General features: G+C 57.9%; 9 protein-coding genes. 2 read left to right on the top strand and 7 right to left on the bottom strand.

All coding sequences use genetic code 11. The features are described 5' to 3' along the window. Positions 1 to 92 precede the first annotated feature (92 nt). Positions 93 to 437, bottom strand: coding sequence for a PQQ-binding-like beta-propeller repeat protein (locus FEM03_RS05600; RefSeq protein ID WP_138085212.1), 345 nt, complete (start codon positions 435 to 437; stop codon positions 93 to 95). Between the two features lie 63 nt (positions 438 to 500). Here FEM03_RS05600 and FEM03_RS05605 point away from each other — a divergent pair, with 63 nt between their 5' ends. Further along, complete coding sequence (locus tag FEM03_RS05605) at positions 501 to 1,001, top strand: CYTH domain-containing protein (protein WP_240772683.1); 501 nt, start codon at positions 501 to 503, stop codon at positions 999 to 1,001. Here FEM03_RS05605 and FEM03_RS05610 read toward each other — a convergent pair. From FEM03_RS05610 to FEM03_RS05630, 5 genes are all read right to left on the bottom strand, one after another. Then, positions 988 to 2,868 carry a glycosyltransferase family 39 protein gene (locus FEM03_RS05610; protein ID WP_138085213.1) on the bottom strand — a complete coding sequence of 627 codons (1,881 nt, stop codon included), beginning with the start codon at positions 2,866 to 2,868 and terminating at the stop codon, positions 988 to 990. The genes FEM03_RS05605 and FEM03_RS05610 overlap by 14 nt on opposite strands. 20 nt (positions 2,869 to 2,888) lie before the next feature. Further along, positions 2,889 to 3,863, bottom strand: coding sequence for a magnesium transporter CorA family protein (locus FEM03_RS05615; RefSeq protein WP_138085214.1), 975 nt, complete (start codon positions 3,861 to 3,863; stop codon positions 2,889 to 2,891). Between the two features lie 99 nt (positions 3,864 to 3,962). Then, positions 3,963 to 5,819, bottom strand: coding sequence for a glycosyltransferase family protein (locus FEM03_RS05620; protein WP_138085215.1), 1,857 nt, complete (start codon positions 5,817 to 5,819; stop codon positions 3,963 to 3,965). A gap of 83 nt (positions 5,820 to 5,902) precedes the next feature. Further along, positions 5,903 to 8,416 (bottom strand): DNA mismatch repair protein MutS, encoded by a 2,514-nt coding sequence (gene mutS / locus FEM03_RS05625; protein ID WP_138085216.1) that lies wholly within the window; start codon positions 8,414 to 8,416, stop codon positions 5,903 to 5,905. 75 nt (positions 8,417 to 8,491) lie between these two features. Next, positions 8,492 to 9,259 (bottom strand): hypothetical protein, encoded by a 768-nt coding sequence (locus FEM03_RS05630; protein WP_138085217.1) that lies wholly within the window; start codon positions 9,257 to 9,259, stop codon positions 8,492 to 8,494. A 64-nt stretch (positions 9,260 to 9,323) separates the two neighbouring features. Here FEM03_RS05630 and FEM03_RS05635 point away from each other — a divergent pair, with 64 nt between their 5' ends. Continuing rightward, entirely contained in the window at positions 9,324 to 10,181 is an 858-nt protein-coding gene (locus FEM03_RS05635; protein ID WP_138085218.1) for an alpha/beta hydrolase, read from the top strand. A gap of 23 nt (positions 10,182 to 10,204) precedes the next feature. Here FEM03_RS05635 and FEM03_RS05640 read toward each other — a convergent pair whose 3' ends face one another. Next, the gene (locus FEM03_RS05640) at positions 10,205 to 16,894 is read right to left on the bottom strand and encodes a Calx-beta domain-containing protein (protein WP_206170886.1); all 6,690 of its coding nucleotides are present in this window, start codon (positions 16,892 to 16,894) and stop codon (positions 10,205 to 10,207) included. Positions 16,895 to 17,020 lie beyond the last annotated feature (126 nt).

Consider the following 17,020-nt stretch of genomic DNA (forward strand, 5'->3'; position numbering starts at 1 on the left):
CAAGGCACCACTTTACGCAAATTATTTTGTCGATGGAGCAAAAAACTCCATGCTCGCATCAAGGCGGTTAATGGTCGGCAGCCCGAACCAGATCAACTGGAATGATGATAGGTCGCCTGATCGTTTTGCTGCTGTTGCTGATAGGTCTGCGCCGCAGCCGCAGGGAGGTTGCCGACACTGCCACTCACCGATGCAATGGAAGTGACACCCGTCCCATAACCTGACATTGGATTGAACCAGCGCTCCTCTCCGGTCATTGCATCCAGGCCATACATGTAACCGTCCACCGCCACAATCAGCAGATCGCGGTCGAGGTGCAAGGTGACATATGAGGAACCCTTGGCCGCGCGCCACTCCCAGACAATGGTTCCGCTATGACGATCCAGCGCAGCGACGTTTTTGTTAAATCCGACGAAGACGAGTTGGGCGAGACTCATGATGGCGGAGTTTGACAGGGAAGTAGATGAAGAGCAACGGCGGATTTCCGGGAAGACGGAGGGTTGCTTTTTGACCCGACACTGATTTGCTGCCCAACATCAATGCCTGTCGAAATCGAACGTAAATTCCTGGTGGCCTCTGACGCATGGCGTGAGGGAGCCTCGGGAACCATGATGAAGCAGGGTTATCTGGCGCGCGACCCTGATCGCACCGTGAGAATCCGCATCGCAGGCGAAAACGCCTTCGTCACCATCAAGGGACGCCGAAGCGGACTGGCAAGGGATGAGTTTGAATATGCCATTCCACTGTCGGACGCGGAGGAGCTTCTCCGATTGTGTCTGCCACCGTTGATCGAGAAAACGCGCTTCATCGTTCTGCATGCCGGCAACCGTTGGGAGGTGGATGAATTTTATGGCGACAACGCAGGATTGATTGTCGCGGAACTTGAGCTGCCGTCAGAGGACGCCGCATTTGAAAAACCGTCATGGCTGGGCGCAGAAGTCTCGGATGATCCGCGTTATTTCAATTCACGACTGGCGCAACATCAATTCAAGGATTGGTAATCGTGACCGATTCCAAAACGCGGTAATAAAACTCCGACTCAATGCCGTTGAAGGCAGCAATTTCACGAAACAACGTCGGCGCTCGCAACATCTGGATGGCCTCCGGAAACACGCCGCTGTTGAACTGCACATGGCCATAAGCCACATACAAAGGACGCTGGGCATCTTTTGCTTCCTGCGCAAGCGCCTGTAGGTCGGCGAAAGAGTCGATCAAGCGCATGTTGGGTGCATACAGCGGCATGATTTCGCGTCCGTGTCCGAAGCAGGCGATCAACGCTTTGCCATCAGTCGCCGTGACTTTTTCGCTCATGAAGTCCGCAACATCGTGAATGGGAGCAATGGGACGCTCCATCAATACTTTCAGCTGCGCGGCCCATACCGGTGAGATCAACATCACCAGCACCATCGCCACGGGAACGATCCGCCAGTTAAAACCGGGTTTGTTCGAGCCGAGGACCAGACAGGTAAACGCCAACCAGACCGGCAACATGCTGATGACAAATCGCGGATAAAAGTAACCATCGGTAACCACCGACATCGCCACATACAACCCACTGCCAACGACCGGAGCTGCGAGCAGAAGCCAGGGGCCTTTCTTTAGTCCACCAAAGTCTTTCGGAGTAAAGAACCAAAGCGCGATAAGCAACACCGGCATCAACCAGAGAAATTCCACCGTGAGACCCCACGGCGCGGCGCTCGGATAACTCGTCGGCAACCCGGCCGCCTCCACCCCCGGCCCCCACCCATGGGCCACTCCCAAAAACAAATGGCTCAAAAGACTGTTGAACAACGACAGCGAAAATGGCTGCGAAACGGTTTCATTGCCCGCCCAACGCAAGGCCTGCATGGCATTGGGAAGGAACGCCTGGATGAACAGCGTCGCAGCCATGACATTGACCGCCACCACCCGACCCAGCATTGACCAACGCTGATCTTTCTCCACGCGCATCCACAGCAAACCAATGAGCACCAGGTTCACCATCAACAAATCAAACACCGCCTGCGGATACGCCCAAAGCCACACAAACTCTGCCAGCGCCAATCCCAGCCAGGCCCACCAACTCGTGCCCCTCGTTTGCACCAGCCGGGTGACGGCAAACAACGCAGCAATGCTCATCGGCAGAACGAACGCATAACCTCGCGCATCAACGCCATACCTCAGCGCCCAAGGATGCAGCGCCAGCAACATCGCCGCCCAAACCCCTGCCGCCGGTCGACCCCATGATCGCAACAAACACGCCAGTAACAACACCGACAGCGCCGAACTCAACAACGCTGGCACCCGAGCTGCCAGATCGCTGAACGCATGTGGCGGAGCACCAGTGAACAGACGCCATACCGACTGGCTCGATTTTTGTGCAACCGACATCGGCGCATGATTGGTCGGTTTTTGATAATACCACGCCGCACGTTTCCAGTCGTGACGTTGGAATTCCACCTTGTCAGGATCCTTGGCATCCACCTTCCACCGACCATGGCTCGCCTGCATCATCTGCCAGCTTTCATCCCACCACAAACTCTTGCTGGCCAGTGGTGCCCTCACGGCCACACCCAGCAACATCGCGAACAAAACCACCGGCCAAAACCACCGTGCCTTGTCTTCCCAAAGCGCCACTTTGGAAATCGCGTCCTTCGTGATCCCCCAAAATCCACTGGTTGCCAGCAGCACCGTCAACAACCCAAGATTGATCCACGCCGCATAACGAACCCCGATCGCCGCATCGTCCCACCAGTCGACTTTCTTCCCTGCATCCAACGCCTTCTCGATATCCTTCACATGATCCTTGCTGTCAGGACCAAAGATCAAAATCGCCACCGTCGCCAGCAACAGGGCAAGCAAAACGAGCCGAACAATACGTAGAGACATGCAAAAAATAAACGCGTTTTCTACAGAAGTTTTTTCCGTTTGGCCAGCCAGATCGGCACCACGGCAGACAACACAATGATCACCATCACCAGCCAAAACCCAAAAGGATTTCGCTGCGCCGGCAGATCCACGTTCATCCCATAAATGCTCGCGATCATGGTCGGCGGCAGGAACATCACACTCGCCACTGTGAATACTTTGATGATCTGGTTCTGCTGAATGCTGATCAAACCGAGCGTCGACTCCAGCAAAAACTGCATCTCCTGCGTCTGCTGGTTGGTGTAATCGTCGAGCGATTTCACGTCGCGCGCCACGCTGCGAAACTGCGCCGCCAGATCGCCACGCATCCACGAAGCCGCGTTGTTAAGAAAGAATTGCAGCATCCGCGCCACGCTCACCAAACACTCGCGCAAATCCGCCACCAAGGCATTGCGCCGACCTAGCAGCTTGATCACCTCATTCAAATCCGACTCTGAACTGCCATCGCGAGTGACCGCATTCACCCGGAAAATATTGCGCGAGACCCGGCGCAAATCCGTCTCGATGCTCTGCAGCGAATCCGCAATCCGCGCCACAATCAGCTCCACCAGCAAAAGGAACACCGCATCACTCGTCACCGGATGCGAACACTCGCGCCGCACATGATCATACAGCACCCGCCAGGGATGCGGATTGCCATAACGCACCGTCGTCAACGCCTCTGGATTCACCACGAAAGAGATCGCCGTCGTCTCCGGCTCCGACGAATCCAATCCCACCGGCACCCATGCCGTCATGTAAAGCGCCCCTTTTTCCGTATACAAGCGGCTCGATTCCTCAATCTCCTGCATCTCCTCGCGCGTCGGCAGACCGTATTCCAGCCACTGTTCGGCTTCCAGCTCCTCCGCACGGGTCGGATTCAGCAAATCCAAAAACACCAGGTTGTCGGGAAGCGGATGAAGCTTCTCGTCATTCCAATCAATCAATTGCGCCTGTTGGGTGATGATGCGGAGCATGGGAGCGAAGAGTCATCAGCAGAAAGCGCGTGCGGGCAACTCCGTCAACCCGCGAATTGGCAAACCTCTATTCCGCACCGAGCCCTGCCACCAGCACGATCAGTCGTTCGTCGGCCGCAACTTGAACAAATACTGCGTGAACTGCGGCTCCTCCTGCCCCCAAAACACCCCGCCTGCCTCAAACTCCTGCCCCTTCTCCAGTCGCGCCACCGCTTCCGGCATCGTCTGTTTCGCCAGGTCGCGATGGGAAAAATTCACATACAGATCCCGCTTCTCCGCCCTCGCCCTCGCGACCAGCGCATCAAAATCCGCATCCGTCGCCAAAGCCAGCATGCGCGGATCGTAAATCACCGAATTGCACCAAAACGCCCCAAACAGCGCCTCATGCGAAGCATAATGCGGATACACCGCCCCCCGCACCGCCAGCACCGGACCCCGCTCATCCTGCTTGGGCGTGTCCCTCCACTGCCAGGCCAACAACAGCGGCAGCACCAGCGCCAGCGCCCCGAATGGAACCTGCACGCGCCTAAACCCCGCAATCCCCACCCCCAACGCCGCCAGCACCCCCGGCAACGCATACAACCCATACCAGTGATGCAACACCTGCCCTTTGGCGACCATCGCAAACCAGGCAACCTCCACCGCCAGCGGTCCCGACACCACCAGCAACGCCGCCACCCCACCCTGCCGTAGCAGCCTCACCGAGCCGAACACCGTCGTCCCCACCGTCACCACCGCCAATACCGCAATCGTCCACGGCATCTCCAGAAACCAACGGCATACCGAGATGTTACGCGGATTCCACACCTGCCAGTCAAGCCCCCGACAACCCGCCAGCAGGTAGCCAAACATATCCGTCTGCCAGGTGGACCTCATCTCGCCCTGAATCCCCGCACCCTCCCTCAGCGTCAACAACAGCTGCGGCATCAACGGCAGCATCAATGGCAATGCCACCATCACCGCCACGATCCCCGTCACCACCGGACGCAACAACAACGGCAGCTCCAGTTCCCCCTTCTGCCAGCGCCAGCCCAGCCACGCCATCAACAAACCATTCTGCACCGCCAGAAAATAGATGGAGCCCGGAAAACTCCAGATCGTCAGGAACATCCCCAGACCATACCCCGCCCAATCCCGCCAGCGTCCGCTGTGCACCGCCCGATGCAGGAACCACCAGCCCAGGCAGACTCCCAACAACATCAGGCTGTATCCCCGCGCCTCCGTCGAATAACGCAAATGCCAGCCATGCACCGCCCCCGCCAGCATCGCCCAAAACGCCGCCCCATTTCCAGCCATCGAACGCACCGCAAACCCCAGCAATACCAATCCCGACAGACCCGCCAAGAACGCCGGCAGTCGCACCGCCAGCTCCTTCACCTCACCCTGCGCCGACCCGGTGATCCCGCGCCAGGCATCATAACTCAAGCGCGACAAAACCGAATGCGGCTGCGAGTTGTTGCCAATGTTGTTCAGCCACCAGGTTTCCACCCACTTCACCTCGCGAAACCGCATCACCACATCCGCATCCCGTTCCCTCCAATCCCCGCACACCATGCGCATGAAATTGAACGCCTCGTCATTGTAAAAACTCAGTTCCATCCGCGGCCAGCGCAACCACACCGCGAACACCAGCAACGCCAAAACCACCAGCCATCTTTTCAATCCAATCCGCTCCACCACCGGCAGCGAACCCAACGATTGGCTCCCACGCGTCCACCATCGCGACGTCAACGCCAGCAGCACAATCAAAACCATGTCGATCACCGCCGCCCACCATGCGTAGGTGTGAACATACGCAATGACCTTGGGTCGTTTCCCTTCCGCTGCCACGCTGGCCATCGCCCCAGGCCATTCCCCCGCCGTCGTCACCACAAAAAGCCCCAATCCAATCAACAAAAACCCCGCCAGCAACCAGCCTTTGCTTTTGACAAGCCACAACCATGCGGTTTTGTTCATCGGGCCAAGGTATAGAACAAAAACATTTCTATGAAAGTGAAAATATAAGAATTAACCTTATTTCATCAACCGCCAACTCTAAGTCATCCGAACAGCGATAGTTGCGAGTCATCCACCTCGACCACCGGCCTTCTTTTGCGCACCACCGGCTCCGTCTCCGTCTCCCTCATTATCGTAATCCCCTCATTCGGTGGATGCCCCGCCTCAAGGCGATCCAAAATTCCGCGCGCACGATGCAGCCCCCCCTCCGGCACCCCCGCCAGTCGCGCCACCTGAATCCCGTAACTCTTCTCCGCACTCCCCGCCACGATCTTGCGCAGGAAAATGATCTGCTGGTTCCACTCCTTCACCGCCACGTTAAAATTTCGCGCCCCCGAGCAAATCCCCGCCAGCGCCGTCAGCTCGTGGTAGTGCGTCGCAAACAACGTCCGGGCCCCGATCACATCATGCAGATGCTCCGCCACGCTCCACGCGATGCTCAACCCATCAAACGTGCTCGTCCCCCGTCCGATCTCATCCAGAATCACCAGACTCCGTTCCGTCGCATGATTCAAAATCAACGCCGTCTCGTTCATCTCCACCATGAACGTGCTCTGCCCCTTCGACAAATCGTCACTCGCCCCGATGCGCGTAAAAATCCGGTCCACCAACCCAATATGTGCCTCCGCCGCCGGCAGGAAACTCCCCACCTGCGCCATCAACGTCAACAACGCCACCTGACGGATATACGTGCTCTTCCCCGCCATGTTCGGACCCGTGATCACCATCAACCGGCACCCCTCCACCCCTTCCAGCTCCGTGTCATTCGGCACAAACCGCTCACCCGCCAGTTGCTGATCCAACACCGGATGCCGGCCATCACGAATGAACAGATCGCGCGACTCACTCAACGCCGGCCGCGCGTAATTGAACAACCGCGCCGTCTCCGCCAAAGACCCCAGCACATCCACCGTCGCCATCGCCTCCGCCGTCTGCTGAATCGACTCCAGCTGCGCCATCGCCCGTGTCCGCAATGCCACAAACTCCTCCAGCTCCAACGCCTTCGCCCGCTCATCCGCGCCCAGGATCTTGTCCTCCATCCGCTTCAACCCATCCGTGATGAACCGCTCCGCATTCGACGTCGTTTGCTTCCTCACATAATCCGCCGGCACACTCGACAGGTTCGACTTGGTGATCTCAATGAAATACCCAAACACCGCATTGTATTTGATCTTCAGCGACTTGATCCCCGTCCGCTCAATCTCATCGTTCTGCAACTTCGCCAGCCAGTCCCGCCCCTGCATCGAAGCCGAGCGCAACTCGTCCAGCTCCGCAAAAATCCCCTCCCGAAAAATTCCGCCGTCCTTGATCGTCGCCGGAGGTTCTTCCACCAACGCCGTCTCAATCTCCGCCGCCAGTTCTGTCAGATCAAACATCTGGCCATGCAACTGCGCAATCAACCCTTTCGCCGCTCCACCCTGCACTTCTTCCAACAACATCTTCAACCCCGGCACCAAATTCAGCGCCTGCGCCAGCGAAGACAAGTCCCGAGCATTGCCGCTGCCCTGACTCAACCTTCCCGAAGTCCGCTCCATGTCGCGAATCTCCTTCAACATCTCCCGCACCTGCCCCAACAAGCGACCATCCTTCAACAACGCCGCCACCCCGTCCTGACGCGCCACCAGCTTCTCCAAATCACTCAACGGATGCAACACCCAGCGCCGCAACAACCTTGCCCCCATAGGCGTGCAGGTCCGGTTCAGCGCATGCAACAAGGTGTGCTCCGCCCCGCCCCGACTCTGCACCAGCTCAAGGTGCGACTGGCTCGCCGCATCAATCCAAACCCCATCCAAACTGGACATCACCCGCAACCGCTTCAAATGCCCCACATCCTTGCGCAATTGAAACTGCAAATACTGCATCACCGCCCCCGCCGCACACACCCCCGCCGTCATCTCCCCGCAGCCAAACCCATCCAGCGACTGCACCGCAAAATGTTTCGTCAGCGCATGGAATCCCTGTTCCTGCAAAAACAAATAACCCTCACAAACCTGCGCCCCACGCGGCGTCCCCAAAACCTCCAGCAAATCCTTCTGCTCCTCCGCATACAACAGCTCACTCGGCGTCAAACGCGTCAACTCATCATGCAAAGCCTCCACCGAATCAAACTCCCCCACCTCAAACCCGCCCGTCGTCAGATCCACACACGCCAGTCCGAACTTCTTCCCTTCCTTAAAAATCCCTGCCAAAAAGTGCCCCTTGTCCGCTTCAATGAACCGACCATCCGTCACCGTCCCCGCGCTGATCACCTCCGAAACCTCCCGCTGCACCAGCTTCCCCGGAATCACCTCCCCCACCTGTTCCCCGATCGCCACCCGTTTGCCCGCCCGGATCAAACGCCCAATATAACTCTGCGCCGCATGATGCGGAACCCCGCACATCGGCACCCCGTTCCTTTTCGTCAGCGCCACATTGAGAATCCCCGAAGCCACCTTCGCATCCTCAAAAAACATCTCATAAAAATCCCCCAACCGGAACAGCAGCAACACATCCTCCGGCAGATCCCGCCGCATGGCGAGATACTGTTTCATCATGGGGGTGGCGGCTGCGTCAGACATTGAAGAAGCCCACCCTAGCGATGCCCGCCCGATTGCAAAGCAGGAAGTGACGGCTTCTCGCTCATCACCCATCCATCATCGACCTCGTCTCAAGCACAACAACATCAAGCCCAAGCCCAAAAGCATGGCGCGTCCAGGTTCCGGAACCGTCGTCGTGGGCGGAAATCCCGTCGGAGCCGCCATGCTGGAAGTTTGAAACACCAGTTGATCAATCGCCACCCCATCTTCGCGAGGGGCAAACCTCAACGTATAAATCCCCGGTGTGGCAATGGTCCACAACAAAGGATTCGAAGCCGCCCCTGCCAAATTCACCTCCGCCTCACCGCTGCTCATCCAGCGCGTCGTGTTAAAATCCCCATCGTTGGTCTGTTCCTTCTGGGTGATCTCATACCAATCAGGATGAACTCCTCCGATACCATCCGAAAGCTCCGCGATCGAAACAAAAAACGAATCACTGCCTCCCACCGTTCCGCTGTTGCTGTTGTTCACTTCCCAACTCAGGTAAAGCTGGTATTCCCCGGGAGTGGTCACCATGATTTCATAAGTAAGAAATGGACCACCCGTGGGCGAGCCTCCCGTCCCAGTATCCGGCAAATATTGCATGAACGATCCGGTCCGGCTGTTGGTGTGATTCCCGGCACTGGTGGCATCTGTCACCTGGGTCCAGCCCTGTCCCGTTGTCGCATTCGTTCCCGCCGAGGTAAAGTCTGTCGCCAAAGCCGTCGCCCGCCCATCCTGCACAAGAATCACTGCCGCCCCGCCCCATTCAGGCAAAACGCACAGGCTGATCATGGACGTCGCCAGAGCCAGAGCATGGCTTCGACGGAAAAACAGCGCGGTCATCTGGAAATCTTAGGTTATCCTGACGAATTGATCAAGATTTCCAGGGCAATTTTGTTATCTTTTGATGATGCACCACTCTTCCATCCTGCTGATCTCACTCCTGCTGTCCGCCAATCTTCTCGCCCAGGAGGTCAAAATTGAGAAAGATATTCCCTTCCTTCCCGAGGGCCGCAAAGAAAAAGCCGACCTCTACCTCCCTCCATCTTCCCTGTCCGGCAAATACCCCGGCATTGTCATCATCCACGGCGGCGGCTGGACCGGCGGCGTCAAGGATGCCAAACGCGAGATCAACATTGGCACCACCCTCGCCAACGAAGGTTACGTCTGCCTCAGCATCGACTACCAACTTCACGATCCCGCCAGCCCCATCTCCGCCTGGCCGCAAAATCTCCACGACTGCAAAACCGCCGTTCGCTGGTTGCGTGCCAACGCCGAAAAACTCAACCTCGACCCTGACCACATCGGCGTCATCGGCGGTTCCGCCGGGGGCCATCTCGCCGCCATGGTCGGCGTCACCCAACCCAAAGACGGACTCGACCCCACCTCCCCCTACGGCGACATTTCCTGCGCCGTCAATTGCGTGGTCGACCTCTACGGCCCCAATGACGTCAGCACCTGGAAAGACGTTGCCGTCCTCCGCAAAACCCGTACCGAAGACCCCGCCCTCTACGCCCAATTCTCGGTGCTTACCTATCTCGATAAAAACGACCCTCCTTTCCTCATCCTCCACGGCACTGCCGACAAAACTGTCCCCGTCGAACAATCCACAAAACTCGCAGAGGCCCTCACCAAACTCGGCGTCGAAAACCACGTTGAAATCATCGAAGGTGCGCCCCACACCTTCCATCTCCAGCCCAAACAGAAAGACCTTCGCCCCTTGGTTATCGCCTTTTTCGACAAGCACCTCAAACCCGGCAGCTGACCCAAATTAACCCGACTGCCGCGTCACTGCCGCGTCACCATCAAGCGCATGAAACACCGCTCCTGCGGCGAGGCAAACACCTTGCTTGCCTTGATCGTTTTCACCATCCCATCATCCGCCAACTCTTCTTCCACGATTCCCTCATCGCTCCAGCTTTCGCTGTCCAGCGTCATGCTGAACTGCGCCTCGTAAATCAAATCCACCGCCGCAATCACCCGGCGGTAAGTCAGGCTGCAGGTATTCCCATCCACTTCAAAGATTGGCCGACCCCACGTCCCCGCCGTTGCCGGATCAAGCCCCAGCGCATACTCCAGCACCGTGTCCAAACCGTCGTTGTCGAAGTCGACACTCCCCCCAATCGCCGGATCATTCGCCGCGTCCACACTTCCGAATTCAACCACCCGCCATTGATCAAACGGCAAGTCCTCAATGGTCACCGTGCCACTAGAACCCGCCCCCAAATCATAAGCCGCATCGCTCAACAAAGACATCGTCACCGTCTCCGCCCCCTCAGCCACGCTGTCCCGAATTGGCAACACATTCACCACCGCCGATGAAGCTCCGGTAGGAATGATGACCGTCGGCGGAATTGCCTCATAGTCGGCGCCCGCCTGCGCCGTTCCCGACACTGCCGCGGGCACCACCAGCGGACCGCCCGTCGCGCCTGTCCGGCTCACCGTGAACGATCCCACCTGAGGGCCAAACTCCGCCGCATTCGAAGCCAGCACATTCAAGTTCACCACCGGCTTCGTCACCGTCACTTCAAACGGAACATAAGTCTCCACCTCCCCATCGTCCCCATTGAGCTGAAACTGATACGACCCCGCCTGCGCCATCGTCACCTTCGCATTCAGCACCGACGGATCCTCAAAAACCGCAGCCACCGGCCCGCCCGTTTGAGTCCATGCATAACTGACCGTGCCCGGCCATCCAGGTTGGTCATCATCCGCCAACGTCGCCCCCATCAAATGCGGAATCTGAGTCGACGCCACCGATGGAGAAACCACCGGCCCCATCAACGGACCATGATTCTCTGGCGCACCCAGAATGCGCACATTGTCCACCAACGCATGATTGAAGCCCGCTGTGTTTGAAGTCACCACCATGCCCGCGAACGCGCTGGCCCCCATCGCAACCGTCTGCGAGCCTCCCTGCTGGGTCCACACCAACCCATCGGGCGAACGAAACACCGAAAATGCATTGCCCACCCGCGTCACCTTCACCCAATAACCCGGATAAATGCCTGTCGATGCGGTGATATTCAGCAAGTTGCCCCCGGTGGTGCTTCGAGAGTGCAAATTGCTTTGCCCGGACGCGTTCGGACCGACCGTCAACATCACACACCGCGCCCCTGACGCCGTGGTTTCACGAATGGCAACCCCGACTCTGGCAGAAGTGTTGGTGTTCTGCACCTGCCGGATTCTCGCCACGATCTCGCCATTCCCCACCAGCCGCCGGTAGCGGAAAAAATGCGTGTCCGACGTCCCGCCGAGCGACGTGCCGGTTCCTCCAAACACATGCAACCCATCTTGCGACATCGCACCGCTCTTTTCCTGCGACGACCCCAAATCCACATTGGCCCACGGCTGCACCACCGTGCCGACCGTCACCCCCACCGTCGCCTGCCCTGTGCCCAATCCATCGTTCGCCGTCAAACGCAGCGAATACACCCCTTCCGCCGAAAACGTCGCTCCAGTGGTTGCTTCATTCGGATACGTAAACATCACCGTCCCCGGACCAGAAACCTTGCTCCACACCAGCTCCACATCTTCCAGCGGACCGTCATCCGCATGCAGCGCCCGCAACATCAATCCCATGCCTGCAGGCACTCCCGGCGAAATCCCCTGCGGCGAAACGATCCGCACAAACGGAGGATCATTGTTCGTTCCATCTCCAAGATCAATCACCGCCGAACTCCCCACCCCCGGCAGACCAGGAGCAACCCCTCCAAGACTGACGACAATCGTCTCCGGAACCTCTGCCAACGCATCCGCCAGTCCCGTCACCGACAAAGTGGTCGAACTCTGCCCGGCAGGTATCGTCACGCTGGCCGGCAGCGCCACAAAATCCGTCCCACTCGTTGCTGTCCCGCTCACACCGATCGGCACCACCAATGCCCTGCCTGTGCTGCCCTGGCGGATAAACGTCAATAGCCCCTTGTCAGTTTCACCTTCGTAAGCAAACGGATCCGTCGCCTCCACCCTCACCCTCGGCTCATTGTCCCGGATGAACAAAACATGCTGTGATTTGACCGAACTGATCAGCGTGCCGCTCGCATGGCGCAGCTGCACCGCCACCGTCTCCATTTCCTCCGGCACCACATCATCGACGATTTGAATCACAAAGGATTTGCTCGTCTCCCCATCAGCAAAACTCAACACCCCCTGCGGTAGCCAGAAGTCCACCCCATGGCCCAGCGCCGTGCCCGACTGCACCCCATACTCCACCGTGCACGCCCCCACCGGTTGCACGCGATTCACCGTGATCACCACTTCCCCCGCATCCTCGGAAACCACCGAGTTCGGTTGGGCAAAACTCACCTGCGAAACAAACCCAAAATCATCATCCACGATCTTCAACGTCGCCGAACCAGTTTGGATACCATATCGACGCGGCGCCTGGACATCCGGCAAAATCGTCAACACCACCGTCTCCACCCCTTCTGCCGATGCGTCTGGATTGGTGTCGACGTCAACAAAAACACCCGCAGCATCCACAGGAATCGTTGCCGTGCCGCTCAACTCGTCATAATCCAAACCCGGCGTGGCGGTGCCAGTCACCGAGTAGGCCACCGAAAGCGCCGCCCCACTGGCCGACGGACGCGAAATGTAAAAGCTCGAACTTGAATTCTCCGTGACACTCGGAGCCGCCGCCGAAACACTCACCATGCTTCCAGAGTCATCATCCAAAATCACCATGGTTGCCGAATTTTGCAGATCCACCAGATAACCCGGCGAAGGCTGGATTGTCAGCACCACCGTCTCGGCATCCTCGGCAGTATCATTGTTGATTGGCGTCACGGTGATCTCCGCCGTGGCATTCGCACCCAGGCTGATACTGCCCGGCAAAGCCACAAAATCCACCCCGCTCTGAGCCGTCCCGCTGATCGTGTAATTGACCGTCACGTTGCCAGAGCCGCTGCCCGTCGAGGTAAACTTGAACTTGCCAGTCCCTGGAGTAACCCCTTCCGATACCACCCCGTCACTCACCCCCACCGTCACCACCCGCACATCTCCATCATCGAGAATCGAAACCGTCGCCTGCCCCTGCACACCAACCTGGTAAGTATTCGCGCTGCGCAGTTGGAGGATCACATTTTGCGTTGGCTCACCATGATCATCCTGATACGGAATCACCGGCACCGTCACCGAGCCAACCCCGGCGGCAAAATTCACAAACCCGGGCAGCGCCACATAGTCCGTGCCGTGAAGCGCCGATCCACCAACGGCATAATGCACCAGCAAAGGCGCGCTCAAATCCCCCGTCCTGCTGATCGTAAAAAGCCCTGGATCACCATTCTCATTCGCGCTGGCATCGGTGGCAGCAATCGTGACCACGGGCGTATCTTCATCAATCAATTTGATCGTCGCCGTCGGCGCAGGCGAAGGCAGCACATAGTTCACGCTTGAAGTGACGGTGAGAGTCACCAACTCCATTCCTTCCACCAGGTTATCGTTGATCGGAGTGATGGCCCTCAATACGCTGCTTGCTTCCGCCGGAATGATCACACTGACAAGAATGGACTCGTAATCCACCCCCGGGGTCGCAAAACCAGCCCCGCTGCCAATGGCGTAATTCACCATCAAAGGATTGGTGGTATCTCCCGTTCGCGTGAAACGAAAACTCGCCGTGTCCCCCGCATCATTTTCCGTCGCCTCCGCATCCACCAATTCGATGTTCACGCGAGGTTTCGTCGTGTCATTGTCATCGATCATCATCGTCACTGTTTGCGGACCCGTCGCAAGATAGGAATTGCTGCCGTTGATCAGCGAAATCACCAGTGTTTCCGCTCCTTCTTGTGCAGTGTCATTCGTGGCCGCAACCGTGATGTCCAAAAACGACGCCCCCGCCGGAATAACAAAGGATTCCAAAGGCGAAACCGTCGTATCAGCGACCGGTGACATGGTGAAATCAGCCGTGGTGGCCTGTCCAGAAAAATCCACATATACCGTCAAACTTTGAGTCGTGCCCCCCGTGCGCGCTAATCGAAAAACTCCCGCCGTCCCTCCCTCAGTTGCCACCTCAGCAATCGTCGACAGGCTTACGCGGGTGCCTAGAGTCCCCGTAAATTCCAGATTGGTCATGTTTCCAAATACAGAAACCGGATTAATGAATCCCGCCGTCATCGTGTATCCGGCCAGTGACGCAGACAAAGTCACCGTTCCCGCCGCCACATTGGTAATCTGGTAGAAGCCATCGGCATCCGTCATCGCCCCACGATAATTTGCCGCAGTGAGGCCATTGTGCACCCGCACCCCGGGCAAGGGATTCCCCCCCATCATCACCGTGCCACTTAAAGTATAAGTGGTCGGATTTCCCACCCTGACCAACAAAGTCTTCGTCACCGCTCCCCCCTTCATGTCACTTGCCGTGCATCTGGCCGTGTAATATCCTGCCGTTGCATAAGTCTTGGTTTGAGCCGGCAGATTGTCCATGCTGAAAGACGATCCGTGATAACTGGAAAGTTTATCCCCGAACTCCCAAAAATACGCCAAAACATCGCCATCCGGATCACTCGCCGTCGCCGAGAAGTTCACGGTGCCCCCCACCGCAATGGTCAGCGCATTCGCCGAAATACTCAACGTCGGAGGCTGATTCCCCGCTGCCATCGTGCCCCGGTTCACCACCACGTCCATCGACTGCGGCACCGTGCCCGCCTTGCCAATCGGCGTGACATGCACATCCGCTTCATAATCCGAAAACGTGCGCCCCATCGTCAGCGGAGAATCATTGCGATCATCCGCAGAGCCTGGCGTCATGTCCAACAACTGCGTGCCCCGGTTGCTGCCTTGCTTGGACGTGCTGTTGTTCACCCCCCATGGACTCCAGTTGATCGATACCCCATTGAAATACCACGGATTCGCAGTCAGCTTCTGCCGAAACTCCAGCCAGTAGTCCCGGTCTGCATCCTTCGCCACCCTCAACGCATAGCGTTTTGCCGGATCCTGGTTCACCTGGTCAAACTGAAACAATCGATAAGTGCCGCTTTGCAACACCGTGTGGTAATTTTCCGGCACGATCCACTGCAACTGCTCCTTCATGCTCGCATTGAAATGGCCGCCGCTGCTCGAACTGCCCATCACGTCATTGGTGTGCCCATACTCAACATTCGCTCCCGGCCCGATCACACTCGAACCCGCAGTGTTCCATGAATTCGAATGCCACACCCCAATGTTGTGCCCCACCTCATGATTCAGCACGCCCACGCTCGTGCTCTTCAGCCAGGTGCGCGGCCCGTTCACATTTCCCTGCCCGCCGAAATTGCCCGGCCCGCCAAAATACATCACCACAAAATGATCATAGTCTTCCGGTGGAAAGCCCAGCGACCTCGCCACCTCTTTCGCATCATCAATCATCGCATAACTCGCCCCGGCCGTCTTGAAGTCCTCAATATACCAGGCCGCCGTTCGTGGCGTCACAATCAACGGCGTCACCGTCCCCATGAAGGTGAGCTTTCCATACGAACTTTCCTGAAAATAGTCCGTCAGCGAACGGAGGTTGTTGTAGGCATCACGCTCCGTCTGGGCCTCCTCCATCCGATCTGGAAACACCACCCGCATGTAAAGAATTTTTCTGATCCCCGTGCTGTTCAAGCGGGAGATCGGAAAATACCCCGTCGTTGCCGTCGGACCTCCCGTTGCCCCCTCTGCCGCCAGCTGATCCTCTTCAATCTGCCGAATGTGACCGCCGTCACACAAATAAATGATCTGGTCCCCCGCTTCAATCGCCGGGGTCTCCTCCGTAATGGCTGGGAGCGACTCGCCCGCGCCGCGCTCCACCTTCGTAGTGATCTCTGACACCGGACAAACTTCCACCGCCTCCTTTGCCGCGTCCGGCACCTCCCCCACCTCCAACGCCCGCACCGGACTGTCATTAACCGCCATCAAGTTATCCACCGCGATCCCGTTCAACATCGCCCCCTCCGTCGACATCTGCCCACTGCGTTGTCCATAGGTGTAGGCCTGGAAATACCGACCATCCAAAATCGCCACCCTCCGAATCGGTGGCTCCGACGGATCACTGCCCGGAGAGACCGCCAGCACATCGAACGTCCCCACCCCGCTCAGCCGCTCCTCCAGCAACCTCACCACCTCCTGCGGCAATTGCTGCCTCAACACCATTGGCAGCGCCTGCTCCAACGCCGCACGCGGATCATCCACCAGCATCGCCTTCAAGGCTGCCCGATGAGCCTTCGCCAACACCCGCCCCTCCTCCACCAAACCCGCCCGCTCCGCCACCGTCGCCTGCGCATAACGCATCGCCCACTCCCGAAACGCTCTCACATCATCCCTCGCCCCGTCCGGCAGTGGCGTCACCGTCACCTTCGTCCACGGCACCTCCCCTCGAGCACCGAAACTTGCCGAGCCCGGTTGGTTCAAAGTTTCCGGACGCTCCTCCGACACGTTTTCCCCCGAACGAGGAGCTGTAGCAAGCGACTGATCCGGCTCCGGCCCTTCACTCCCATCCAAGTTCCACCAAACCGCCATGATCATTGCAGCTAAAGAAACCCCAACGATGGCAAAAACGTGTCGCTTCAAAAAGCTCATAAAACAGGGGGTTACAATTTCTCGAAATCGAAATATCTCACATTCCTATCGAAAATACCCACCTGCGGCAAG

This window comes from Phragmitibacter flavus, assembly GCF_005780165.1.
Lineage (GTDB): Bacteria > Verrucomicrobiota > Verrucomicrobiia > Verrucomicrobiales > Verrucomicrobiaceae > Phragmitibacter > Phragmitibacter flavus.